Source organism: Microcoleus sp. PH2017_08_TRC_O_A, assembly GCF_020738665.1.
GTDB lineage: Bacteria > Cyanobacteriota > Cyanobacteriia > Cyanobacteriales > Microcoleaceae > Microcoleus.
Map to the genome: position 1 here is coordinate 25,559 of NZ_JAEQCE010000033.1, position 23,863 is coordinate 49,421.

Below are 23,863 nucleotides of genomic sequence, written 5' to 3' on the forward strand. Positions count from 1 at the left end.
GGTAAGGTGCGCGGCGCGCACCCTACAGACTAAGGGTGATGACGTTTTTGGTGCCACTGCCAAGCGTGAGTTACAATATCCTTAATGTCGGGATATTCTGGAGACCAACCTAAGGTTTCGATCGCCTTTTTGCTGCTGCCAACCAAACTAGGCGGGTCTCCCGGACGCCGATCGCACTCGACAGCCTTAATCTCTTTTCCCGTCACTTGGCGGGCTGTTTCAATCACCTCTTTTACGGAAAACCCGCCGCCGTTCCCCAAATTAAAGAAATCTGATTTGCCGTCATTTAGCAAATATTCTAGTCCTAAAATGTGAGCCGAGGCTAAATCGTTAACGTGAATGTAATCGCGAATGCAAGTACCGTCAGGAGTATCGTAATCGGTGCCGAAAATTGCGATCGAATCTCGTTTTCCCAAAGCAGCGAACAACACCAACGGGATCAGGTGAGTTTCGGGCTTGTGATCTTCTCCTAACAACCCGTTCGGATCGGCTCCAGCGGCGTTAAAATAGCGAAAACAAACAGACTTAAAATTGTACGCCGCGTCAAAGTCTGACAAGATCCTTTCTACCATTAACTTAGTAGCACCGTAGGGATTGATCGGATTTTGCGGGTGGTCTTCGGTGAGGGGGATTTTCTGCGGTACGCCGTAAGTCGCGCAAGTAGAAGAAAACACCAATTTCTTAATCCCAGCAGCAATCATCGCTTCCAAAAGTGTAATCGTGCCGATGACGTTGTTCCGGTAATATTTAGCTGGATCGGTAACAGATTCGCCGACGTAAGCGTAAGCAGAAAAGTGCATTACCCCTGCAATGTTGTGGGTGGCGAACAAGTTGTCGAGAAGTGCGCGATCGTTTGTATCACCAACTACTAACCCTACTTGCAAAACCTGCTCTACTATATCTCGGTGGCCGTAAACTAAATTATCTAAAATCACTACACCGTAACCGGCATTTTTCAGCGCTAATACTGCGTGAGAGCCAATATATCCAGCTCCGCCTGTTACCAAAATTGTTGGTTTTTCTGTACTCATATTATTCTGGGTTGTTTTGTAGCTGTAACTGTCGATGAGATTGCAATACGGTTGGGTTAAGCCTGTTTATGCCCCGGAGATCCCCCTCGCATCCCCCTTAAGAAGGGGGACGAAAGAGAATTCTCTTGTCCCCCCCTTTTTTAAGGAGGCTGTGAGAATTCTCTTGTCCCCCGATTTTTAAGAGGGCTTTGAGAATTCTCTTGTCCCCTCATTTTTAAGGTTTGTGAGAATTCTCTTGTCCCCCCCATTTTTAAGGAGGCTGTGAGAATTCTCTTGTCCCCCCCTTTTTTAAGGGGGGTTAGGGGGGATCGGCGTTAACTGCAACTGTGGATTATCTTGTGAATTTACCAGCTCAATCGATGAACTTGAGGCGACCAATTTGGATGTAATCAAATATCCGATTGATTTGATATCGATCCTCCTCTGAAATTTTATCATCAGATAGGATCGTAGAAGTCAAAACTAAATGTTCCCGGCGAGAGATTTTGCCAGACGTGACAATCCGATCGACCATTTGAGAAATTGTTAAGTTGGATTTGTTTTGAGATGTTCGCATTTATTCGATCGCATTTATGTCAGAATATTTAAAGCTGCTGGGAGTTCTCGACCTAAAAATCGTCTGTACCAGACTGCAAAGCAATTTGTGGAACAGCAGAAACAATGTATCAGAGTTTTACTTCCAAAGATAGATGCGCTGATTATAGAATTCTGCATTATGCCTTCGGAACACGCTCACAATATTTTAATTGTATAATATTTTTTCTAGAGAGGCTGTTTTCTATGCAGGTCTATCGGATTCCGGTACTGTCGGACAATTACATTTTCTTGCTGTACGACCCCGATCGCCATACAGTAGCAGTGGTCGATCCAGCGCAAGCAGAACCGGTCTTGCAGCAAGTGCGATCGCTCAAAGCCGAATTAATCGCAATTTTCAACACGCACCACGATCGCGATCACGTAGGCGGCAACCAGCAACTGATCGATCGCTTTCCCCAAATTACAGTTTACGGCGGCGCCGAAGACCGAGGCAGAATTCCCGGACAGCAAGTATTTTTACATCAGGGCGATCGCGTTGAATTTGGCGATCGAACCGCCGAAATTTTCTTCGTGCCCGGCCACACAAAAGCCCACATAGCCTACTATTTCCCGCCCAGCAACCCAGGGGAAACGGGCGAATTGTTCTGTGGAGACACTTTGTTTGCTGGAGGCTGTGGCAGACTCAAAGAAGGCACTCCCGCCCAAATGCTAGCTTCCCTCGAACAATTGCGAAACTTGCCCGACAATACCAGAGTTTGGTGCGCCCACGAATACACGCTGACAAACTTGCAATTTGCCATTAGTGTAGATCCCGACAATCCTGAGTTACAGCAGCGCTTGGCAGCAGTTAAAGAAGCTCGCAGCCGATCGCAACCTACAATACCATCATCGATCGGCATCGAGAAAAGCACAAACCCCTTTTTGCGCTGGGATTTTCCTAGTCTTCAGTCAGTCGCCAACAGTCAAGATTCAGTGCAAACCTTCGCTCGATTGCGCGGGATGAAAGACCGATTTTGACAGTTGACAGTTGACAGTTGACAGTTGACAATTGACAGTTGACAAAAGAAGGAAGGGTCTTGGAGTAATGAATCGTCTGATTTTAATTTTTCTTTAAAAAGGAGAGGCTTTCAACCAATTCTTTCTGGTATAGCCCTTCTCAAAAAAGTGAGCTATGACATATGCCCTATGCCCATGCGTACCTCATCTTTTTGAGAAGGGCTATAAATGTCTGTATTGGGTTAAGTTGGGGGCACGAACCAAAGTAAAAGGCGATCGGTCTAAACATCAGAAGAGCCGTGGCACTGGAGGAAAAATAGACCGCTATATTGGGTAAATGCGATCGCCATTTACCGTTAACACCAAGATAGCCTTGCCAAAATTTGCGATCGGGTTTAGTTAAAGCAATTGGGTTTTTCGTTACCTGCGCGCAAGTGCGATCGGATCGCCCTCGAAAACAAGCAACAGCAGGCGATCGCAATCTACAGAAACGTTGAATAATGATGAGACCGATCGCTCATTTGCCACAGCCAGAAAATTGCCTCTCGCCTTTGCTTACACAACTGGTCAAGGCGTGGAGCTCTGGTATAAAATAAATTGTCGAGATATTGAAATTCCAGCAGAACGATCGACATCTCTCTGAGGTTTGAATTGTCAGCCTGTTTGCATCAAAAGTTTTTGTGATTATTTCCTTATATATAATTGATGAGTACGATTAGCTTTGCCACAAGTAAAACGATCTTTGTTAAAAGATGAAAAATCTAGGCAATACTGAACCCCAAGCGAAAATAGACTCCTCTGTTTCAGAGGATTCTAACAAAGCACTCAACCCGAGTGCAGCTTTGCAAACAGATGTAGGGATGGTTCTGCAATTGGCAGACGGCAGCATTCAGGCGTGCAATTCTCGCGCCGAGAAACTGTTGGGGATGACAGCAGAACAAATGCAGGGAAACACTTCCATCAACTGTCCGTGGCAGACTCTGCGTGAAGATGGCTCGGATTTTCCTGGGGAGATGCACCCGTCTATGGTGGCGCTGCAAACCGGGAAACCCTGCTCAAATGTCATCATGGGCTTCTATCAACCACAGGGAGAATTGATTTGGTTGAAGATCAATTCTCAACCTTTATTTCAGGGAGATCGATCGACTCCCTACGCCGTAGTTACCACCTTTATAGAAATCGGTCAACCTGGGCCAAGATTCGTCGGTGACGCGCCCGCCCAACAACAGTCAGACACCCTCGAAAGTATTTCCGACGGGTTCTTTGCTTTGGATCGAAACTGGCGGTTTACCTACGTTAATTCTCAAGCGGCGCGGTGGATAAATCGACTCTCGAAAGATTTGATCGGCAACACCGTTTGGGAAGAGTTTCCCGAGTCTGCGGGCAGTTTGTTCGATCAGGAATTTCGCCGCTGCGCCACAGAGCAAGTTACAGTTAGTTTTGAATCTTTTTATGGGCCGCTCAATGCTTGGTATGCGGTACGAGCTTATCCGATCGCATCGGGAATTGCCGTTTATTTTCAAGATGTTACCGAGCAGAAAGCCGATCGGGCTGCTTTTATTAAACAAGGGCAAACGGCGCACCAACAACTAGCAGAAATCGAGGCAATTTATGCTAGCGCGCCGATCGGACTTTGCTTTATCGATACCGACTTGCGATTTGTCCGCATCAACTCGCGCCTCGCAGAAATTAACGGAGTTCCCGCCGCCGCCCACATCGGTAAAACATTGCGCGAAATCTTGCCGCAACAAGCTGATGATTTAGAGCCGCTTTACCGAGAAGTTATAGCCACTAAAGTTCCCGTCGAACAGCTCGAAATTCACGGGGAAAACTCAGCGCAGCCGGGAGTAGAACGTAGTTGGCTGTTGAGTCTCTATCCGCTGAAAGCCCAGGACGATCGCGTGCTGGGCGTGAATGTGATGGTGCACGAAATTACCGATCGCAAAGCTCGCAAAAAAGAAATTCAACGGCTCAACCAGGAACTACAGCGCAGAGTTAACGAACTGCAATCAATATTTGATGCTGTACCCGTCGGGATCGCGATCGCCCACGATCCAGAGTGTAATGTAATTCGCACTAACAGGTTTGCTCAGTCGATGCTAACAGTGCGGCCGGATGCCAATGTTTCTGCAAGCGGAGACGAAGCCGCACTCCTTCCCTTCAGACTGCTTAGCAACGGCCAGGAAATCCCGCCAGAAGAGCACCCAATGCAGCGGGCGGCGGCTTCGGGTGCCGAATTGCGAGATGCGGAATTTCAAATGGTGCGATCGGATGGGGCGACGTTTGATTGGTTGATGAATGCGGTGCCGTTATTTGACGCACAGGGCGCAGTCTGCGGCTGTGTCTCGGCGTTTGTGGATATTAGCGATCGCAAACGAGCGGAGGCAGCTTTGCGCGACTCTGAGGAACGCTACCGCACTTTGTTTGAGTCCCTAGACGAAGGCTTTTGCGTCATCCAAATACTGTTTGACGACAACCAAAAGCCGATCGATTACCGCTTTTTGGAAATCAATCCGGCCTTTGAGAAACAAACCGGACTCGTACAAGCTGCGGGCAAAACTGCGCGGCAGCTCGTTCCAGAACTCGAAAATTATTGGTTCGAGATCTACGGCAAAGTTGCGCTGACAGGCGAACCAGCGAGCTTTGAACACGGCTCCGAAGCCATGAACCGCTGGTTTGAGGTTTCAGCGTTCCGCACGAGCGAGCCCCAGAGCCGCAAAGTCGCCATACTTTTCAAAGACATCAGCGATCGCAAACAGGCGGAAAATCGCCTGCGGGAACAGTCAGAGCAACTGCGGCTGTTCGTCAAACATTCGCCTGCGGGGGTGGCGATGTTTGACCGCCAGATGCGGTATATGCTGGTGAGCGATCGCTGGCTGGAAAGTTACGGGCTGGGCGCTCAAAACATTGTAGGTCGATCGCACTACGAGATATTTCCAGAATTGTCCGATCGTTGGAGACAAATCCACCAGCGCTGTCTGGCGGGAGCAGTCGAAATGTGTCCAGAAGATCCGTTTCCCCGCGCTGATGGTTCGATAGACTGGGTGCGCTGGGAAATTCACCCTTGGCGAACCAACAGCGGTGAGATTGGCGGGATCATGATTTTTTCCGAAGTAATCACCGATCGCAAAAACGCTGAACTCGCGCTGCAATTGGCAAACCAGCAAGTCAGCAATATTATCGAAAGTATTACCGATGCCTTTATCGCGATCGATGCACAATGGCGCTATACCTACGTTAATGCCACTGCTGAAAAACTTCTGGTGCGATCGAGAAACGACTTGTTAGGTCGATCGATCTGGGAGATATTCCCCGCCGAAGCAGAATCCAACTCAAGGCTGTATCAAGAATTTCATCGAGTCGTTTCCGAGCAAGTTTCTGTCAAGTTTGAAGAGTTTTCGCCGTCGCTTCAAAGGTATATAGAAGTCAGCGTCTATCCAGCAGCCGATGGACTTACGGCTTATTGGAGCGATATTGGCGATCGCAAACGCACAGAAGAAGAACTGCGGCAAAAAAATGCAATTTTGAACGTAATTAACGAGTCAGCGCCCACGCCAATTTTTGTTAAAGATCGACAAGGATGTATTATTTATGCCAATCCAGCCACCCTGGAGGCGCTGGGAAAACCTGCTGCTGAAGTAATTGGCCGGCGCGATCGCGATTTATACGCAGTAGCAGAACTGGGAGCCACAGTCTCGGAAAACGATCGGCGGATTATGGAATCCGGTCAAACAGAAATCGTCGAAGAATCTCCCGATGGCGTTCGGACTTTTCTGGGAATGAAAGCTCCCTACCGCAACGAAGCCGGAGAAGTAATCGGCTTGATTGGCATCTCCAACGACATCACAAAACGCAAGCGAGCCGAAGTCGCACTGCAAGAAAAAACGAAGTTACTCCAAGTAATTATAGACAGCATTGGTGACGGTTTGATTCTCGCCAACCAACAAGGGGAGTTTGTGCTGTTTAACCGCGCCGCCGTGAGAATATTCGGTCAGCTAACCAATGAAAAATCCTCTCAGGAATGGTCGAGCACCTACGGACTATTTTTGCCAGACCAAAAAACCCTTTTCCCCGAGGAGGAACTACCTCTAACCAGAGCAATCAAAGGTGAATATGTCAATGATGTAGCGATATTTGTCCGCCACCAAGATTGCGAAGATCGCTGGATCAGTATCAGCGGTTATCCGGTAGTTGATACCAGCAGAGAAATCACAGGCGGAGTGATTGTCTGTCGGGATATCACAGAACGCAAACAATCAGAAGCCGCGCTGCAAGAGAGCGAACAGCGATTCCGCTATATGGCTAACAACGCTCCATTTATGGTCTGGGTAACAGACTCTACAGGCTACTGCACTTTCTTGAGCGACAACTGGTATGAATTCACAGGTCAAACTGAGGAAACAGGTTTGGGATTTGGTTGGATAAACGCGGTGCATCCAGAAGACCGAGAATACGCCCTTAACGGATTTTTGAGGGCCAACGAACGCCAGGAACATTACAGCATGGAATTTCGCTTGGGGCGCAAAGATGGCGGATATTCTTGGGCGCTGGATGCGGCGGCTCCCAGATTTACCGACAGCGGACAATTTGAGGGTTATATCGGTTCTGCGATCGACATTACAGAGCGCAAACAAGTGGAAACCGAGCGCGATATGGTTCTGCAATTGGAACAAACGGCGCGCGCGGAAGCCGAACGAGCTAACCGGATTAAAGACGAGTTTTTGGCGGTGCTTTCTCACGAGTTGCGATCGCCCTTAAATCCGATTTTAGGCTGGTCGCAACTGCTGCTCGGCGGCAAACTGAGCGCGGCTAAAACCGCCCAAGCCTTCGAGACGATCGAACGCAACGCCCGACTGCAATCTCAATTAATCGAAGACTTGCTCGACGTGTCTCGGATTCTGCAAGGAAAACTCAGATTGAATGTTGCTCCGGTGAATGTCGGCACCATTATCTTGTCTGCTTTGGAAACCGTGCAACTAGCAGCCGAAGCTAAAAAGATTCAAATTCAAACAATCTTAAATCCAGATATCGGACTCGTTGTCGGCGATACAGGTCGCTTGCAGCAAATTGTGTGGAACTTGTTATCTAACGCGGTGAAATTCACGCCCGAAGGCGGTCGAGTAGAAGTTAAATTAGCGCAAATCGCACACGAAGTTCAAATTCAAGTTTCAGACACGGGTAAAGGGATTATTCCCGATTTCTTGCCCTATGTTTTCGAGCATTTCCGACAAGAAGACGGCGCCACAACTCGCAAATTTGGCGGTTTGGGATTGGGATTGGCGATCGTCCGCCAACTGATTGAACTTCACGGCGGAAGGGTGTTTGCAGAAAGCCCCGGAGAAGGTCAAGGAGCGACGTTTACGGTGAGATTACCGCTATTAAATGATGATTCTAGAACGCAGGATGAGACAGAACGTCATTCATCTGAGAGTGCCAATCTTTCATCTTTGCCGCTCGCTGGATTGAGAATTTTGGTAGTAGATGATGAGCCGGACTCGCGCGATTTTGTCGCCTTCGTGCTAGAGGACGCGGGTGCAGAGGTGATTTCCCTGTCATCTGCTGCTGAGGTGCTGCTGTCGATCGCCCAAACTGCACCGGATCTGATCGTCAGCGACATCGGAATGCCCGAGATGGACGGGTATATGCTGATCCGTCACATCCGCACTCAGCTCGCGCCCGAGTATCGGGGGCTAGTGGCGATCGCCCTAACAGCCTATGCTGGAGAAGCCAACGAGCGTCAAGTTTTGCAAGCCGGATTTCAAAAGCACTTATCTAAGCCGATCGATCCAACCCAGTTAGTTGCTACAGTAGCGCGGGCGATCGGCCCAAAGCTAAAAAACCCATAATAGGTTCGCAGTCAGTTGACAGTTGACAGTTGACAGTTGACAGCTTGTCAGTCAGATCCGTCGAAGGGTTGACGGTTGACAGTTGACAGAAGTCCCACGGAATAAGGATGAGATATCATTTTTGGTGCATTCATCCGTCTACAGCGAAGGTGGTGCAGAAATCGGAGAAGACTCTTCGTCCTTACTACGAACCTGATTAAGAAGGACTCTTAGTCCTGTCAACTGCCAACTGCCAACTGCCAACTGCCAACTGCCAACTGCCAACTGCCAACTCTTCCTTCTCCCTTGCGATCGCCCGTCAAACTTCGCTATTATAGAAAGTTGCAGTTAAAACCCCACAATCAACGATCATGGCCAAGCGCGTCCAATTAGTTTTAAACAAAGATGTCAGCAAACTCGGCAAAGCTGGCGACGTAGTAGAAGTAGCCCCAGGCTACGCCCGCAACTACCTAGTACCCCAAGGAATGGGATTTAAAGCCACTCCCGGCATTCTCAAGCAAGCAGCCCGCCGCAGAGAAGAAGAAAGACTGCGCCAGCTAGAGCTCAAGCAGCAAGCCGAAGTCCGCAAAACCGCCCTGGAAGCAGCCGGGCCTTTCATCATCTCCAAGCAAGTCGGCGAAGGAGACGCGATTTTTGGTACAGTCACCAACCAAGAAGTAGCAGAGCTGATCTTCAACTCTACCAGTCAAGAAGTCGATCGGCGCGGCATCACCCTGCCCGAAATTCGCGGCACTGGTACATACAAAGCTGAAATCAAACTCCACGCAGAAGTTACCGCCGAAGTTGATGTTCAAGTTGTCCCGATGTAATTTGGTATTGGGAATTGGGAATTGGGAATTGGGAATTGGGCATAGGGCATAGGGAATTGGGCATAGGGAATTGGGCATAGGGAATTGGGCATAGGGAATTGGGCATAGGGCATAGGGCATAGGGCATAGGGCATTGTCATTTGTTTTTCCACTAACCACTAACCAATAACCACTAACCACTAACCAATAACCAATAACCACTAACCAATAACCACTAACCAATAACCAATAACCAATAACCAATAACCAATAACCAATAACCAATAACTATTGACTAATGAGCGATTTGATGCCGACAAATATAGAGGCAGAGGAAGCAATTTTGGGCGGGATTTTAATCGACCCCGAAGCTATTTCCCGAATTTCTGAAATCTTGCGACCAGAGTTTTTTGCCATCACCGCTCATCAAGTCATTTATCGATCGGCATTAGGGCTATTTTTGCAAGGTCAACCGACGGATTTAATGACCGTAACGACTTGGCTGACGGATCGCAACCAGTTAGAACAAGTCGGAGGATTAACTAAATTAGCACAATTAGTCGATCGCACAGTTTCAGCAGTCAACATCGACCAATATGCAGCTTTAGTCGAAGACAAATATCAGCGGCGCCGATTGATCGAAGCGGGCAACAACATAGTACAATTAGGTTACGAGACATCAGCGCCACTAGAAACAGTCTTAGACCGTGCCGAACAAGAAGTTTTCGGCATCACTCAAGACCGCCCGCAACAAGATTTAGTATCGATCGGCGAAACCCTAAACCAAACATTTCAAGACTTAGAAAATCGCAATGAAGGCCTCACGCTTCCCGGTATTCCGTGCGGTTTTTATGATTTAGATGCCATGACAGGCGGCTTTCAGCGATCGGATTTAATCATCGTTGCTGCCAGGCCGGCAATGGGCAAATGCCAAGCAAGCTCTACCATAACGCTTCAAAGCGATGGAAGCCTTGCTACCATTGAAGAAATCTATCAAAAACGTCAAGCTGAATTACTAACTTTAGGAAAAGATTGGAAGTTTCATCTAACTAGACCATCTGCTTTTATAGATGATGGAATTAAGCCTGTATTTCGCGTCACAACCAGATTGGGACGCTTTATAGAAACTACAATTACACACCCATTTTTAACAATTAAGGGTTGGCGGCAGTTGGGGGAAATACAAGCAGGCGATAAAATTGCTGTACCCCGCAGGATGGATGTTTTTGGTAAAGAAACCATTCGTGACTGTGAAGTTAAGTTATTGGCTTATCTAATTGGCGATGGGTGTTTGACACGCAGCGCGCCGCACTTCACCAATGGAAATACTGCTATACTAGAAGACTTTGCTAAGGCTGCTACTAGCTTCGGAGGTCTTAGGCTGCGATACAACGATCAAGGGAGACGCGCACCAGAATATTACGTCATGGGCGATCGAGACAGTTACAAAGACAAAATATCTTTCTTTGGTCTGAATTTGCAAAAAGTCCTTAAAGAACAACATTTGTATGTTAAAGAATTTGCTAAAATATTGAAGGTTTCACCCGATTTAGCCTCGGATTGGGTGCTAGGATTGGCATTCCCAAAGCAAAAATTATTTAGTCGCATCTGTGAAACTTTAGATGTCGCTCCCAAAAAACTAGCCGGCCCGGGAATGGAGGCTATTAATACCTTGCATCAAAACCCGCTGAGATACTGGTTAGAAGAATTAGGTCTGATGGGAAAAAATGCTCACCAGAAAACAGTACCAGACATAGTTTTTAGATTGGAGCGATCGCAAATTGCCCTTTTCCTCAACCGCCTCTTTTCCACTGACGGCTGGGCTACCCTACTTACCAGCGGTCAATCTCAACTAGGCTACTGTTCTGTCAGCGAAGGACTAGCTAGACACGTACAGCATCTACTGCTGAGATTTGGCATCATTGCCGCCCTCAAAAAACGTTTAGTTAAATATAAAAATACTCGTAATCCAGCTTGGTTTATAGATATTACTGATGCTATATCTATCAAAATATTTATATCAGAGATTGGCATTTTTGGCAAAGAAGAAGCATTGTTTAAAGTTAAAGAAGCACTAGAAAACAAAAAATCTCACAATAACCGTGATTTAATTCCTGTCGAGGTTTGGGAATACATAGCATTAGCCAAAGGCAACGAATCTTGGGCATCCTTAGCAAAACGCGCAGGCATCAAAGGTTATTCCAATATTCACGTTGGTCAACGTGCGCTGTCCAGGCAAAGACTTTTGGTTTTAGCAACTGCTTTAAATAATTCGTGGCTGAAACAACTGGCAGATAGCGAGGTTTACTGGGATGAAATAGTTTCGATCGAACCGATGGGAAACAAGCAAGTCTATGACTTAACTATCCCGGAGACACACAATTTTGTGGCTAATGATATCTGCGTTCACAATACGGCCTTTTGTACCAACATCGCGCACCACATCGCCGCCGGAGGGCAAAAATTACCGGTTGCCGTTTTTAGCTTGGAAATGTCGAAAGAACAGCTAGTGCAGCGTATTCTGTCCAGTGAAGCCAAAATAGAAAGTAATAGGTTGCGATCGGGCAGAATCAGTCAAAATGAATGGGAACCCATCAGTACAGCCATTGGTAACTTATCAGAACTACCGCTGTTTATTGATGATACTCCTAATATTACCGTGATGGAGATTCGCTCCAAAGTCCGCCGCCTCCAAGCAGAACAAGGCGGATCTCTCGGATTAATCTTGCTAGATTACCTGCAATTAATGGAAGGTAGCAGCGACAACCGCGTGCAAGAATTATCTCGAATTACAAGAAGTCTCAAAGGTTTAGCCCGCGAGATCAACGTGCCGATTATTGCTTTGTCTCAGTTGAGTCGAAGTGTGGAAGCCAGGACAAATAAGCGGCCGATGATGTCGGATTTACGGGAAAGTGGATGTCTGAGTGGTGATAGTTTAGTTACTATGGCTGATAGTGGATTAGAAGTCCCGATTCGCGATTTGGTCGGTAAATCTGGCTTTGCTGTTTGGGGATTAAATTCACATACCCTGAAACAGGAAAAAGCGATAGTGACTAATGCTTTTTGTACAGGGGTAAAGCCAGTCTGGGAGATGACAACTAGCTTGGGAAATTCAATTAAAGCAACAGGCAATCATAAGTTCTTTGCATCAGATGGTTGGAAGCGTTTAGATGAATTAAAAATAGGCGATCGGATTGCTATACCTCGATCTATTCCTTGTACTGAAGTGCAGACGATGGGTAATGCTGAATTAGCTTTACTAGGACATTTAATTGGTGATGGTTGTACTTTACCCCGACATAGTATTCAGTACACGACGCGAGAATTAGATTTAGCTGAATTAGTTGCACATTTGGCTACAGAAGTATTTGGTGATGAAATTAATTCCCGTATCAAACGCGAACGTGATTGGTATCAAGTTTATCTCCCTGCTAGTTATCATCTCGCTCCCAATATTAAAAATCCGATTACTAAATGGCTAGAACAATTAGAAGTCTTTGGTTTACGTTCCCATGAAAAATTTATTCCCAGTTTAGTATTTACCCAACCCCAAGAATCGATCGCTCTTTTCCTTCGACACCTATGGGCAACTGATGGTTGTATCAAACCGGCTAAAGGGAAGAAATGTCTTTATCCAGCTATTTATTATGCCTCTAGTAGCGAGAAGTTAGCCAGAGGAGTCCGTTCTCTGTTGCTTAGACTGAACATCAATGCGGCTGTCAGAGTTGTTTCTCAAGGTGGAAAAGGACGTACACAATATCAAGTTTGGTTGGGAGGAAAGTCAGATATAGAAATATTTGCGAATGTAATCGGTGCAGTTGGTAATTATAAAAAATCCAGTTTAGAAGATGTGAAAGTATATCTCAATAATTCTGAATGTGGGAAGACAAATCGGGATTTAATTCCGAATGAACTTTGGCGAACTCAAGTCAATCTTGCCCAAAAACGCCTTGGTTTAACCATCAAACAGATGCAAGATTGCTTGGGTATGCGTTATTCAGCCACAACGGATTACAAATGTGATATTGGTCGAGAACGCACACATCAGTTAGGGAATATTTTGGATGCCGAAGAGATATGCAAGCTAGCTGTTAGCGATATCTATTGGGATAAGGTGAAGAAAATTGATTTTTGTGGTGAAGAAATGGTTTACGATATAACAGTCGAAAATCTTGAAAGCTTTGCCACACAAGGTTTATATGCCCATAATTCGATCGAGCAAGACGCCGACTTAGTAATTATGCTTTACCGTGATGAATACTATAACCCTGATTCGCCCGATCGCGGAATTGCCGAAGTAATCATCACCAAACACAGAAACGGCCCCACAGGAATCATCAAACTATTATTTGACGCTCAATATACCTCCTTCCGCAATCTCGCATCTCCGAAGCGCTCTTAAGAAGGAAGAAGGAAGAAGGAAGAAGGAAGAAGGAAGAAGGAAGAAGGAACACACAGCAAGCTTGAGCGCGATCGATATTTTACGTTTAATTAGGTCAATTTACTTAAATCAACCAGGATTTACACAGAAACCCGGTTTCTTAAAAAAACCGGGTTTCTCCACACCGTCAAAGTTTTACGCTTAGTTAAGTTAAGCTACCTAGCCAGCGATTTTCAATAATTCCACATCAAAAATCAGCGTAGCATTAGGAGGAATCACCCCGCCCGCACCGCGAGCACCATAACCTAATTCAGGCGGAATAATCAACTTGCGGCGTTCTCCAACTTTCATTGTACCGACACCTTCATCCCAACCCTTAATTACTTGACCGACGCCAATTTTGAACTGAAAAGGAGAATTGCGATCGCGCGAACTATCAAATTTCGTGCCATCCTCCAAAGTGCCAGTGTAGTGCACTACAACCGTCTGACCGATTTTTGGAGTCGCCCCATTACCTTCTTTCAATTCAACATATTTCAGACCTGAACCTGTGGTAACAGTTTTCTCAGTATTTTCAGTTTTCTCTGTATTTCCAGTCATGTTATTGCCAGCAATAGTAGCTGGTTCTTTTGGTAAATTAGCATCAGCTACTAGCAAGCTATCTTCAGTGAAAGACTTCGCTGAGAGTATCTCAAGCGCAGCATCGGTTAAAGGACTATTCACTTCGGAGGCAACTGCTGTAGGTACATAGCCGCTCATTTGAGCGACTATCAAAAACACAAAGCAAACCAGCATTACGCCCAAGCTGACCAGAATTCCTTGCAAAATTAATCCTCCTGACACTTTTAACCGCGATATCTCAGATATCTAAGACATCTAGTACAACAAGAACTACAAAATTTTATCTGAACTTTTCCGCCCAAAAATAGCGGCTGCCAGTTAATTTTAAAGGCAAAAGAAAGTATGAAGTCAGAATCTTTGTAATTCTACCTTCTGCTTTCATTCATAAGTGCCTGATTGAGCCTTCTGCGTTCGGGTGACAATTTTATCACAAGATCGCAGCGAGAGCGCGCGATCGCACTTAGCGCCAGTTACGGTTTTCTAGATCCCGCATCTGACGTTCGAGACGATCGAGCCTGCCGCGCAACTCATCCATTTCCGACTGTCGGGGAACGCCCATATCTTGCAGCATATTCCGGAGTTGGCGCTGCAACTGCGTATCCCAATTGCCCTGCTCGGACTTGAGATGTTCAGTCACGTCATCGACAAAGGTTTTGGCTTGCTCGGGATTGATTTTGCCATCTTTGACCCATTGCTCGCTGGCTTCCTGCAATTTCTCCGCCACCAAGGATGTAGTACCAATGCCCAGCATTACCAGTTGTTTGAGTAAGTTGCTATTGTTATCCATAGATTTTTCCTACTGTTTGCCCCAAAATACCCGATCGGCTCAGGTCGCCTGCGGTCGCTGCGAAACCCTTTGTACAATTTTAGTTACATCAGCACTGACCTACCTTTCTATTTTGGAGCATCCAGCAGCCTGCTGGCGAGTTTAACCCGCCAATCGGCGTTCGGAAAACCCGCTAATAAGCCTCCCGACAAAATTACCCCATCACCCTGCTATCCAATGCCTGAGTGTCCCCGCTGTCACCAACCTGTAGACTCCCGAGCGATCGCCTGCACCCACTGCAAAACCCCTCTCAAAGCTTTCGGTCATCCGGGTATCCCCCTCTATCGATCGGCATCCGCAGAATTTCTGTGCGCTACCTGTACTTACCACGAAGACGACACCTGCAACTACCCGCAGCGTCCCTTCGCCAAAGAATGCACGCTTTATCACGATCGAGCTGAGCCGCTGGTACCACAGACGAGCCGTTATATCAGTGGTGGCTGGCCCCAATCAATCAAAAATTGGTGTCAGCGAAATGTCGTTTGGCTGGCTTTATTTGGTTTAATTATTATTAGCATTGCCCTGTCGATTTAATCTAATTATATCAAGCGTAGAATAGAGATATCTGCGTATGTCGGGCTTGCTATGCGGTTCATTCTCTAAATTATCCATGAGTTACGTATTCGGCATCGACGGCGGCGGAACTAAAACTATCTGCATCTTAATAGACGAAAACAGAGTTGTTTTGGGACGGGGGGAAGCAGGGCCCTCAAATTATCAAACGCAGGGAATCGAGACAGCAAAACAATCAATTGAAGTGGCAATCGAACGAGCAGTTCTGTCCGCTAAAATAGAGCCAAATAGCAATCTCAACATAGAAGCAATTTGTCTGGGACTAGCAGGCGTCGCGCGTCCAAAAGATATTGAAATAGTGCAATTTGTAGTGCAGAACTTGCAGTTGACGAATACTTTACCAGTAACCCGATCGCTCTTGCCCAGAAATATCGTAATTTGCAGCGACTGCGCGATCGCACTTGTGGGCGGTGTCGGCAATCCAGTCGGTATCGCCGTTATTGCTGGAACTGGTTCGATCGTTTTCGGGCAAAACCGTCAAGGGAAAACTAAACGAGTCGGCGGTTGGGGATATATTTTAGGCGATGAAGGTAGCGGATATGACATCGCTGTTGCCGGTTTGCAAGCTGCTTTGAAGTTCTATGACGGACGCTCGGAGTTTACCGTGCTGGCCCAAAAATTTCAACAGCATTTAGGTCTAAATAACCTGGAAGAATTGGTAGAAGTCGTTTACCGGCGCGGTTGGGGAGTGACAGAAATTGCAGCTTTAGCGCCGATTGTCGATCGAGCAGCAGCAGAGGGCGATCGCGTCGCTGACGGCATTATTAGTCGTGCTGTGGCAGAATTAACATTTTCCACCAAAACAGCTATTTCAGCGCTGTTTAGCCCCACAGAAGAATTTGAAATTGTGACGATCGGAGGTGTGTGGGGTTCAGAAGCTAATTTCCGGGGTAGGTTTGAAAGTGCGATAAGCGCGATCGCCCCGAATGCTAAGGTAATTTTGCCCCGATCCGAACCAGCTTTCGGTGCAGCGTTGTTAGCATTAAACGCTCTCAAGAATTAAGCTCGTCCGGCGCTTCCTGCTAGGATTTCAGCTTAACTGCTAAAAGGACGATGAATCCCAATCTCTCCTTTATCTTCCTTATCTTCCCGATCGCCCCAGCCTTGCCAATTTTCGAGATTTTGCCAAAATTAAAAATTCTTGATTATCTACCTTATCTTCCCAACTTGCAGAATCTCTACCTGCCATCATTAAAACATCAAATGAATCCGAAACGCGAAACAGATTTAGCAGTAGTACATTCCTAAGTAAAACAAAACAAAACCAAGGAGACAAATTATATGATTACTTCTCACAAATGGCGCTCAGCAACAGCAGCAATCCTCGCAGTAGGCATTACAGTTGCAACCAGCGCGCCTCTGGTGGTAGCTACTCCCGCAGAAGCTCAACAACGAATTTCACAATATGATAGCATCCGAATTCCGTCTGGCAGTGTAATTCCAGTTAGCTACGAAAAAGAAAAAATTGTTGTTACCCGCGATGAAACTGCACCTTTAACTTTAACCGTATCGCGAGACATCCGCACAGATCAAGGAAGAGTATTAATCCCCGCAGGCAGCCAAATTGTCGGGGAATTGCGACCGGTTAGAAGGGGCAATCAAAGGGGTACTCAATTTGTTGCCAGAGAGTTAATTGTCAGCCGCCGCCAACGCTATCGGATTGATGGCTATTCCGGAGTTATTACCAGAACCGAAAGAGTTCAAAAAGGTGCCGGCACAGGTTCAGTAGCGCAAGGTGCAGCATTAGGCGCAGCAGCAGCAGCAGCCCTAGCAGGCATTACCGGGGACAAGGCAATTGCCACTGAAGAAGTATTGGGAGGCGCTGGCATCGGCGCATTAGCGGGAGTATTGTTGGGGCGGCGCAGTGTTGACGTGATCGTGATTCGCCCGGAAGAAGATTTATCAGTCAGATTGCGATCGGACATCGTGCTGCGGTAATATTAAAATCTTCCGATTAAGTATTTGCAGCAAAACATTGTCGATCGCAAACTTGTGGTCTCCCGATAATTGGCTAGGCATACTATTAAGGTTGTGCTTGGCCATGTTTGTTGGCGGAATTATTGGATGGGAGGTTGACAAAGGCTAGACAAATAAGGTAATAGAAACACTTGACAAACCTAGACGACAAAGCGTACTATTGAGAAAGTTATTTAATTGATGCTTGTGCTGTTATCAATCAAGACAAAGTTAAAATTAACAAGTGCCGAAAAACAATTGATGAGTAAACACGCTGGAATAGCTCGTTTTACTTACAATTGGGGTTTGGCGACTTGGCAAAACTTGTACCAAGATGGATTAAAGCCCAACAAATATATTCTCAAAAAGTTTTTCAATAATTACGTCAAGCCAGAGCTGGAATGGATTAAAGAAAAAGGGATTTGTCAAAAGATCACTCAATATGCTTTCGACCAATTAGGTAATGCGTTCGATCGTTTCTTTAAAGGACTGGGTGCTTATCCCCATTTTAAAAAGAAGTTTCAACACGATGCTTTCACTCTTGATGCTGGTGGCAAGCCGATGAGAGTTGGCGGGGTAAGGATTAAATTGCCTACAATTGGCTGGATTCGGACGTTTGAAGGATTGCCAAATGTTACTACTTCTAAAATAACAATTTCTAGGATTGCTGATGACTGGTATTTATCTTTTGCTTACGAGCAGAGTCAGCAAGTAATAGCCAAACAATATGAAGTTGTTGGTGTAGATTTAGGCGTGAAAACTTTAGCTACACTTTCGACAGGAGTTGTGTTTGAAAATCCCAAGTATTACTACCAAGAGGCTGCGAAACTGAAGCGACTGCAAAAACAACTATCTAGAAAAAAGAAAGGCAGCAATCGCCGATTTAAAGCGAGAATGAAAGTGGCTCGTCAACACAGTCGAATTGCCAATCTCCGCAATAATACTCTTCATCACGTTACTACTTATTTAAGCAAAAACCACGCGAAAGTAGTAATTGAAGACCTAAACATAGCAGGAATGATGGCTAATCATAGGTTGGCTAAAGCAATTGCTGACTGTGGATTTCATGAATTCAGACGACAACTAAAATATAAGTGTCGAAAATTTGGTTCCGAACTAATGATAATTAGTCGGTGGTACCCAAGTTCTAAAACTTGCTCTAGTTGTGGGAATATTCAAGATATGCCGCTTAAAAAACGCACGTATGATTGTTGTTCGTGTGGCATATCTATCGATCGCGATCTGAATGCCAGTCTGAACATATCAAGGTTGGCTTAACCTTGAAAGCTCGTTGAGGGATAGCCGCTCCGATGCCCCCGATGAAACGAGAAGTAATGACTAGACTTGTCTAGGATTTATATAGCAGTAATTAAAGTATTGGAGCGTCGAAGTCGTCCCAAATAGTCGAGGGCCCAACTCGCGTGGCTCTGTACTTTTTTGCAGCCGTTAAAACAGACAGATAGACTCTGGTTTGAGGGGACAAGTCTTATTTGCGATTAGATCATCATCTAGCCATAGATTAGTTAGTTTGGTCAAAGATTTCAGGGGTGTAATGTCTGATATTTTATTGTCATTATAATTAGGTATGTAGTTGGGCTTTAGCCCTCTTTATATATATATAAAGGAGGCTCAAGCCCAACTACGTACCTTTATTTATGAATATGAAAATTGCGTCTAATATGCCACCCGACCTTTGAGCGATGCTTTCGGTAGTTTCAGATTTATTTTTCCTACAATAAAACTGCACTGCTTCGATCGGGGGATTAGGGCGAATCTGCCTTAAGTGAACGGTATTGCGTTATAATAAAAATTAGGGGGAAAATCCACTTATAATATTAGTTAATTTTTAGGCATAATAATCACTGTCTATCCAGCCCAAAGACTGAATAAACAGGATTAATTTTTTCCATAAATATTGGGCAAACTTATCAATTCCAAAGACTCTTGCCGCACGCGACCCGCCATCGCAGCTAACTGCAAGCTCATAAAAGCATTCAAATCTTCCAAATCACACTTTGACGAGGAAAAAATATGCTGCATTTCATTTTCCGCTTCCAAACTCAGATATCCAGCGTCAATAGCTTGTTTTACAACTTCACGAATCAGCACGATCGAAATGTTCCTTACTAAAATTCAAGGTGTCCAAAGCAAAATAATTACCAACAAGCAGTTTCCGAGGCGGTCTCGCCAAATATTTCAAATTGTTTGAGTTCGCGAGACTCTTGTTTTACCAAGCCGGACATGGCTGCTAGTTGCAAATTCATAAAAGCATTTAAGTCTTCCAGGTCATACTTTGTGGTGGTTAACATCCGCCGCAGTTGATTTTCGGCTTCAAGACTTAAATAACCTAGGCTCAGAGCTTGTTGGGCGAGATCGCGAATCAGTACCATAACACTTGGGAGTTTTATTTGTTGAATAGCCTCAGTATCAACGGTTTTCACTGACTCCGCAGTGACGGCTATTGCTCAATTTGTGTGACATTTTTAATGGCCGGCCGTGACAGCCGGACTCGCAAAGTGTGACTAAGTGTTTGCACGGGTGTGACATGGATCACGCGGGGGAGAGGGGAGAGGGGGAGATGGGAGAGGGGGAGAGGGGGAGAGGGGGGAGCATTTTTCTTATTCCCTTTGACTAATGACTGATGACTCATGACTCATGACTCATGACTCATGACTCATGACTCATGACTCATGACTACTACCTTCTACCTTCAGAAGGCTCTCACCGTCTATAATCAGCAAGTTAAATATTTACGGCAAGACTATGGAAGCACCACTTAAAGATTTGTTACAACAAATAGCCAGATTATCGGAAACTTATGCTAATTTAGCCGATCGACTCTCCCAAGCAGCCAAACAACTGCAAGACTCGGGCTTTCCTCCCTCGGACAGCTTACTTCAAGAAATTAGCGCCTACAGCCGAAACTTTGCAGAAGTCCAAAAAAAAGCACTCGAACTCAATAAATCCGCCCTCGCCCCAGGGGAAATTGCTTCCCTCAAAGACATTCAAAACTTAGTCGAGACAGCCACAGCTTCCGCTGGTAAAGCAGGAATTCGCGATGCAGCTTTGAAAGTGCTCGATCGAGTATTGGCGATCGCCCACCGCGAACAAAGCGACTTCGCGCCCTTACAATCAGTTCATGGCAGAGCTCGGGAACTTCACCGCGCCATTTCCGAATCCGCCCCAACTCAACTGCATTCCGACGCAGAATCCTTAGTGGGCGGCAAACACCCAGTTGCAGCAGTGCTCGCCCTGGTGGAGCAGCAAGACAAACTAGATGACGAACAGTGGGTGATCCTCGAAGAAACAGTCAGCGCCGCTTTTGGGAAACAAATAGCCGTCGCCATTTCCAGAGGCAAATTAACCGTTTCGCAGATGGTAAAAGCAGCACCTGCGAAAGTCGAGCCCGTATTTCAAGCAGCAACCGAACCAAAAATCAGCACCGAACCTCTACCGGAAGTTATTATCATCCCCTCGGGAAATGCGGCGCCGAAACAAGTTACAGTTGCACCACAAATCCAAATTTTGGAATCCCCCGCCACGACGGCGCCCATGCACGAGGTGATTATCGTTCCTAGCGTGGAAGTACCTAAATCCCTCCAAGCAACCGGTTTCGGCAACATTGTGTTTGGGGCACCTCGCGAGATTCAACAAGTGCCAGTAGAGGGCGGTTTGGGATTGAAAGTGTTGGCGCACATTCAAGGAATTGGCGATCGCACTTTTAGCGCTCAAGAATACGCCGGCACTAAAGGTAAAGGCCTCCGCGTTGAAGGATTTCAAATTAATATTGAGCCACAAATTCCTGGCTTAACAGTCGAGTATATGGCTCATGTCGAAGGTGTTGGCGATACCCCTTGGATTGGCGAAGGGGAATTAGCCGGTTTTCGCGGTCAAGCGAAACGAATTGAAGGATTTGCCGTGCGGTTGAGCGGGCCGCAAGCTGATAAGTATGACGTATTCTATACTGCTCACATTCAGAATATCGGCGACACCAACGTGTCCTCCAACGGCGAATATTGCGGCACTCGCGGCAAAGGTTTGAGAATAGAAGGGATCAAGGTTTGGATTGCGCCGTCTGCGAGTTCTCAAGTTGCGACGCCTGTGGGTTTGAAAGTGTTGGCGCACATTCAAGGAATTGGCGATCGCACTTTTAGCGATAAAGAATACGCCGGTACTAAAGCTCAAGGCCGCCGAGTCGAAGGTTTTCAAATTAAAATAGAGCCTCCGGTTCCCGGTTTAAATTTGCAGTACATGGCTCATGTTGAAGGAGTTGGGGATACTGCTTGGATTGAGGAAGGGGAATTAGCCGGTTTCCGGGGTAAAGCCAAGCGCATTGAAGGATTTGCAGCACGGCTGACTGGGGTGAAAGCTGATAATTACGATGTATTTTACACCGCTCACATTCAAAATGTGGGTGATACTCCTGTTGGTTCTAACGGTCAATATTGCGGCACTCGCGGCAAAGGTTTGAGGGTTGAGGGGATGACGGTTTGGGTTGAGGCTAAGGGGTAAAAATGATAAATGAATGGAAAATTTAAATTTAAATTTTCCATTCATTAAGTACCCGAATCAGTAGGGTGCGTCAGTTCGCATTATTTTTGCCAAAAACTAACAATTTTGAAGCTGACGCACCAGCCAATAAATGGTATAGCCTTTCTCAAAAAGATGAGGTATAACTGACAGCTTATATAACCGCTTAAACCAAGAGGGCTCTCTTCCCAACAACGTCCGCGAATCTTTGTGAGAACCGCTATACGTCAGAACGATACTTTATACTTTATGTGCTTATTCAGAATCCCAAAATTGACAGCAATATGTCTCTTTGACCATTTCAGCTTGAATTTTTTGGTTGATTTCGGAGCGATTGAGTTCCCAGTTGCGGATGGTATGCACAATATCGATACCGGCCCAAATCAACATTCCGAGGACGATCGCACCAATTAAATATTCCATAGCTTTTTAAAAGGTTGAGGTTTTCTGGATCTGATCTAGCGCGGTAATTAACAGCAAATGGGATGAAAATTGTCGCAGTTGAGTGGGAATTTTCACATTTATTCTTTAGTCAGCTAGGAGTGGACTTCATTTTAACTGTTAATCAACCTTCCAAAGCTGCCAAGAGACTATGATGTTTTTTACCCGATCGCCCTGCTTAATGGTGCAGCAGGTGCGATAAGCTTTCAGCAGCATGGGCGATCGCACTTGGAGCAGTTTCGCAACCCGCGGCTTCGGCGGCACAGTGGCTGGCGTGGAGTGCGTGTCCGACTGTTTTCGCCCCAGAGTCGATCGCGCCGTCAGCTACAAAACCATTAGCTTCGTACTGGCCCATTTCGGCTTGCATCTTCCTGTTAAACTCAGATTGATTCGGTTCCCAGTTGCGGACTGTTTGGACAATCTCGATCCCAGCCCAAATTAGCATTCCGAGGACGATCGCAGCAATCAAGTATTCCATAGCTTTATGAAAAATTGAGGTTAGCTTTATATAATTTAACGCAGCAATTGCCAAGAAACAGGAAGGCAATGACAGCACTTTGCTAGCATAATGATGAATATTCCTTTCGATACTAGAGGCAATATGGCAACAATTACGATTCGCAATGTGCCAGATCAATTGGTCGATCGCATCAAACGGCTTGCGGAACAAAAGGGAGTTTCGATGGAGCAGGAAATTCGCGATCTGCTACAAAGCCGTTATGTGCAGCGGGGCGCGGTGATCGATCGCATCCGTCGGCGTTGGGACATTCTGCCGGTGCAAACGGCTAGCCAACTGCAAGACTGGAAAGAGCAAGGACGACCCTGATGGTAATTGATACAATGGTGTTCGCTTATGCGCTGTTGCGGGTGGAGAATCATCACGAGCAGGCGATCGCAGCCTTAGAGACAGCAGAGCAGATTATTGTGCCCGATTCGCTATTTGCCGAGTTGGGTAATGTGGTATGGCAATGGATTCAGTTTCGGCAGTTGCCAATTGAAACAGGGCTAGAGGTGCTAGACGATGCAGAGGCATTAATCGATAAGATTGTCCCTAGCGCTCAGGTTCGAGAGATTGCTTTGGAGCTAGCAGTCGGGGCCAATCATTCGTTTTATGATGCGTTATTTGTCGCGGTGGCAATTCGGGAGGAAGTTCAAGTGATTACGTTCGATCGCAAACTAGCGGCAAAGTTTCCCGATCGAGTCCAGCTTTTAGAATAACGATGATGCCTGTCAAAAGGTCGGCATACCGTGATTTGTTAAATTGGTTAAAAGTTATCGTTGAAAGAGCGCTAAAAGCTTCAAAAACAGTAGTTAAGTTTAATCAAATTTTGTATAGT

The 23,863-nt window shown here is 46.1% G+C and carries 20 protein-coding genes; 12 read left to right on the forward strand and 8 right to left on the reverse strand.

Annotated features, from left to right (window positions below; all coding sequences use genetic code 11):
• Positions 1-29: 29 nt before the first annotated feature.
• On the reverse strand, positions 30-1,031 hold the full coding sequence (gene galE, locus JGK22_RS13730) for a UDP-glucose 4-epimerase GalE (RefSeq protein WP_293178400.1): 1,002 nt from the start codon (positions 1,029-1,031) through the stop codon (positions 30-32).
• A gap of 352 nt (positions 1,032-1,383) precedes the next feature.
• Entirely contained in the window at positions 1,384-1,587 is a 204-nt protein-coding gene (locus JGK22_RS13735; RefSeq protein ID WP_293178403.1) for a hypothetical protein, read from the reverse strand.
• Between the two features lie 224 nt (positions 1,588-1,811).
• On the opposite strand from JGK22_RS13735, the gene gloB reads away from it, so the two are divergent.
• The 4 genes from gloB to JGK22_RS13755 all read left to right on the forward strand — a co-directional run bounded on the left by gloB (position 1,812) and on the right by JGK22_RS13755 (position 13,600).
• Positions 1,812-2,585, forward strand: coding sequence for a hydroxyacylglutathione hydrolase (gene gloB / locus JGK22_RS13740; RefSeq protein WP_293178406.1), 774 nt, complete (start codon positions 1,812-1,814; stop codon positions 2,583-2,585).
• Positions 2,586-3,316: 731 nt separating this feature from the next.
• Positions 3,317-8,410, forward strand: coding sequence for a PAS domain-containing protein (locus JGK22_RS13745; protein WP_293313032.1), 5,094 nt, complete (start codon positions 3,317-3,319; stop codon positions 8,408-8,410).
• Positions 8,411-8,760: 350 nt separating this feature from the next.
• Positions 8,761-9,219 (forward strand): 50S ribosomal protein L9, encoded by a 459-nt coding sequence (rplI, locus tag JGK22_RS13750; protein WP_293127513.1) that lies wholly within the window; start codon positions 8,761-8,763, stop codon positions 9,217-9,219.
• 277 nt (positions 9,220-9,496) lie between these two features.
• Positions 9,497-13,600: a replicative DNA helicase gene (locus JGK22_RS13755; protein ID WP_293193354.1), complete on the forward strand. Its 4,104-nt coding sequence runs from the start codon at positions 9,497-9,499 to the stop codon at positions 13,598-13,600.
• 198 nt (positions 13,601-13,798) lie between these two features.
• Here JGK22_RS13755 and JGK22_RS13760 read toward each other — a convergent pair whose 3' ends face one another.
• Both JGK22_RS13760 and JGK22_RS13765 read right to left on the reverse strand, forming a co-directional pair.
• Positions 13,799-14,404 carry an FKBP-type peptidyl-prolyl cis-trans isomerase gene (locus JGK22_RS13760; RefSeq protein WP_293178415.1) on the reverse strand — a complete coding sequence of 202 codons (606 nt, stop codon included), beginning with the start codon at positions 14,402-14,404 and terminating at the stop codon, positions 13,799-13,801.
• Between the two features lie 256 nt (positions 14,405-14,660).
• Positions 14,661-14,987, reverse strand: a complete 327-nt coding sequence (locus JGK22_RS13765) for a phasin family protein (RefSeq protein WP_265235356.1) — start codon at positions 14,985-14,987, stop codon at positions 14,661-14,663.
• A gap of 216 nt (positions 14,988-15,203) precedes the next feature.
• Here JGK22_RS13765 and JGK22_RS13770 point away from each other — a divergent pair, with 216 nt between their 5' ends.
• The 5 genes from JGK22_RS13770 (at position 15,204) to JGK22_RS13790 (ending at position 18,833) form a co-directional block, all read left to right on the forward strand.
• Positions 15,204-15,560 (forward strand): zinc ribbon domain-containing protein, encoded by a 357-nt coding sequence (locus JGK22_RS13770; protein ID WP_293178492.1) that lies wholly within the window; start codon positions 15,204-15,206, stop codon positions 15,558-15,560.
• A gap of 76 nt (positions 15,561-15,636) precedes the next feature.
• The gene (locus JGK22_RS13775) at positions 15,637-16,602 is read left to right on the forward strand and encodes a BadF/BadG/BcrA/BcrD ATPase family protein (protein ID WP_293313034.1); all 966 of its coding nucleotides are present in this window, start codon (positions 15,637-15,639) and stop codon (positions 16,600-16,602) included.
• A gap of 50 nt (positions 16,603-16,652) precedes the next feature.
• Positions 16,653-16,847 (forward strand): hypothetical protein, encoded by a 195-nt coding sequence (locus JGK22_RS13780; RefSeq protein ID WP_293178421.1) that lies wholly within the window; start codon positions 16,653-16,655, stop codon positions 16,845-16,847.
• A gap of 33 nt (positions 16,848-16,880) precedes the next feature.
• Entirely contained in the window at positions 16,881-17,537 is a 657-nt protein-coding gene (locus JGK22_RS13785) for a hypothetical protein (protein ID WP_293178424.1), read from the forward strand.
• A gap of 219 nt (positions 17,538-17,756) precedes the next feature.
• Positions 17,757-18,833, forward strand: coding sequence for a transposase (locus tag JGK22_RS13790; protein ID WP_293178428.1), 1,077 nt, complete (start codon positions 17,757-17,759; stop codon positions 18,831-18,833).
• Between the two features lie 618 nt (positions 18,834-19,451).
• Here JGK22_RS13790 and JGK22_RS13795 read toward each other — a convergent pair.
• The gene (locus tag JGK22_RS13795) at positions 19,452-19,667 is read right to left on the reverse strand and encodes a hypothetical protein (RefSeq protein ID WP_293189943.1); all 216 of its coding nucleotides are present in this window, start codon (positions 19,665-19,667) and stop codon (positions 19,452-19,454) included.
• 44 nt (positions 19,668-19,711) lie between these two features.
• Positions 19,712-19,945, reverse strand: a complete 234-nt coding sequence (locus JGK22_RS13800; protein WP_293149962.1) for a hypothetical protein — start codon at positions 19,943-19,945, stop codon at positions 19,712-19,714.
• A 373-nt stretch (positions 19,946-20,318) separates the two neighbouring features.
• Between JGK22_RS13800 and JGK22_RS13805 the strand changes: the two genes are divergently transcribed.
• Positions 20,319-22,067 carry a hypothetical protein gene (locus JGK22_RS13805; RefSeq protein WP_293219737.1) on the forward strand — a complete coding sequence of 583 codons (1,749 nt, stop codon included), beginning with the start codon at positions 20,319-20,321 and terminating at the stop codon, positions 22,065-22,067.
• 273 nt (positions 22,068-22,340) lie between these two features.
• Here JGK22_RS13805 and JGK22_RS13810 read toward each other — a convergent pair whose 3' ends face one another.
• Both JGK22_RS13810 and JGK22_RS13815 read right to left on the reverse strand, forming a co-directional pair.
• On the reverse strand, positions 22,341-22,508 hold the full coding sequence (locus JGK22_RS13810) for a hypothetical protein (RefSeq protein WP_293178434.1): 168 nt from the start codon (positions 22,506-22,508) through the stop codon (positions 22,341-22,343).
• 196 nt (positions 22,509-22,704) lie between these two features.
• The gene (locus JGK22_RS13815; RefSeq protein ID WP_293189879.1) at positions 22,705-23,004 is read right to left on the reverse strand and encodes a hypothetical protein; all 300 of its coding nucleotides are present in this window, start codon (positions 23,002-23,004) and stop codon (positions 22,705-22,707) included.
• A gap of 90 nt (positions 23,005-23,094) precedes the next feature.
• On the opposite strand from JGK22_RS13815, the gene JGK22_RS13820 reads away from it, so the two are divergent.
• Together JGK22_RS13820 and JGK22_RS13825 are read left to right on the forward strand one after the other, a co-directional pair.
• A complete protein-coding gene (locus JGK22_RS13820) occupies positions 23,095-23,352 on the forward strand; it encodes a hypothetical protein (protein WP_293226491.1) in 258 nt (85 codons plus the stop codon).
• Positions 23,352-23,744 carry a type II toxin-antitoxin system VapC family toxin gene (locus JGK22_RS13825; protein WP_293226488.1) on the forward strand — a complete coding sequence of 131 codons (393 nt, stop codon included), beginning with the start codon at positions 23,352-23,354 and terminating at the stop codon, positions 23,742-23,744. The genes JGK22_RS13820 and JGK22_RS13825 overlap by 1 nt, the downstream gene beginning before the upstream one ends.
• Positions 23,745-23,863 lie beyond the last annotated feature (119 nt).

Excerpts from the sequence above, each read along its gene's own strand:
- galE (WP_293178400.1), bottom strand. The coding sequence starts at position 1,031 with ATGAGTACAGAAAAACCAACAATTTTGGTAACAGGCGGAGCTGGATAT.
- JGK22_RS13735 (WP_293178403.1), bottom strand. The coding sequence starts at position 1,587 with ATGCGAACATCTCAAAACAAATCCAACTTAACAATTTCTCAAATGGTC.
- gloB (WP_293178406.1), top strand. The coding sequence starts at position 1,812 with ATGCAGGTCTATCGGATTCCGGTACTGTCGGACAATTACATTTTCTTG.
- JGK22_RS13745 (WP_293313032.1), top strand. The coding sequence starts at position 3,317 with ATGAAAAATCTAGGCAATACTGAACCCCAAGCGAAAATAGACTCCTCT.
- rplI (WP_293127513.1), top strand. The coding sequence starts at position 8,761 with ATGGCCAAGCGCGTCCAATTAGTTTTAAACAAAGATGTCAGCAAACTC.
- JGK22_RS13755 (WP_293193354.1), top strand. The coding sequence starts at position 9,497 with ATGAGCGATTTGATGCCGACAAATATAGAGGCAGAGGAAGCAATTTTG.
- JGK22_RS13765 (WP_265235356.1), bottom strand. The coding sequence starts at position 14,987 with ATGGATAACAATAGCAACTTACTCAAACAACTGGTAATGCTGGGCATT.
- JGK22_RS13770 (WP_293178492.1), top strand. The coding sequence starts at position 15,204 with ATGCCTGAGTGTCCCCGCTGTCACCAACCTGTAGACTCCCGAGCGATC.
- JGK22_RS13775 (WP_293313034.1), top strand. The coding sequence starts at position 15,637 with ATGAGTTACGTATTCGGCATCGACGGCGGCGGAACTAAAACTATCTGC.
- JGK22_RS13780 (WP_293178421.1), top strand. The coding sequence starts at position 16,653 with ATGAATCCCAATCTCTCCTTTATCTTCCTTATCTTCCCGATCGCCCCA.
- JGK22_RS13785 (WP_293178424.1), top strand. The coding sequence starts at position 16,881 with ATGATTACTTCTCACAAATGGCGCTCAGCAACAGCAGCAATCCTCGCA.
- JGK22_RS13790 (WP_293178428.1), top strand. The coding sequence starts at position 17,757 with ATGCTTGTGCTGTTATCAATCAAGACAAAGTTAAAATTAACAAGTGCC.
- JGK22_RS13800 (WP_293149962.1), bottom strand. The coding sequence starts at position 19,945 with ATGGTACTGATTCGCGATCTCGCCCAACAAGCTCTGAGCCTAGGTTAT.
- JGK22_RS13805 (WP_293219737.1), top strand. The coding sequence starts at position 20,319 with ATGGAAGCACCACTTAAAGATTTGTTACAACAAATAGCCAGATTATCG.
- JGK22_RS13810 (WP_293178434.1), bottom strand. The coding sequence starts at position 22,508 with ATGGAATATTTAATTGGTGCGATCGTCCTCGGAATGTTGATTTGGGCC.
- JGK22_RS13815 (WP_293189879.1), bottom strand. The coding sequence starts at position 23,004 with ATGGAATACTTGATTGCTGCGATCGTCCTCGGAATGCTAATTTGGGCT.
- JGK22_RS13820 (WP_293226491.1), top strand. The coding sequence starts at position 23,095 with ATGATGAATATTCCTTTCGATACTAGAGGCAATATGGCAACAATTACG.
- JGK22_RS13825 (WP_293226488.1), top strand. The coding sequence starts at position 23,352 with ATGGTAATTGATACAATGGTGTTCGCTTATGCGCTGTTGCGGGTGGAG.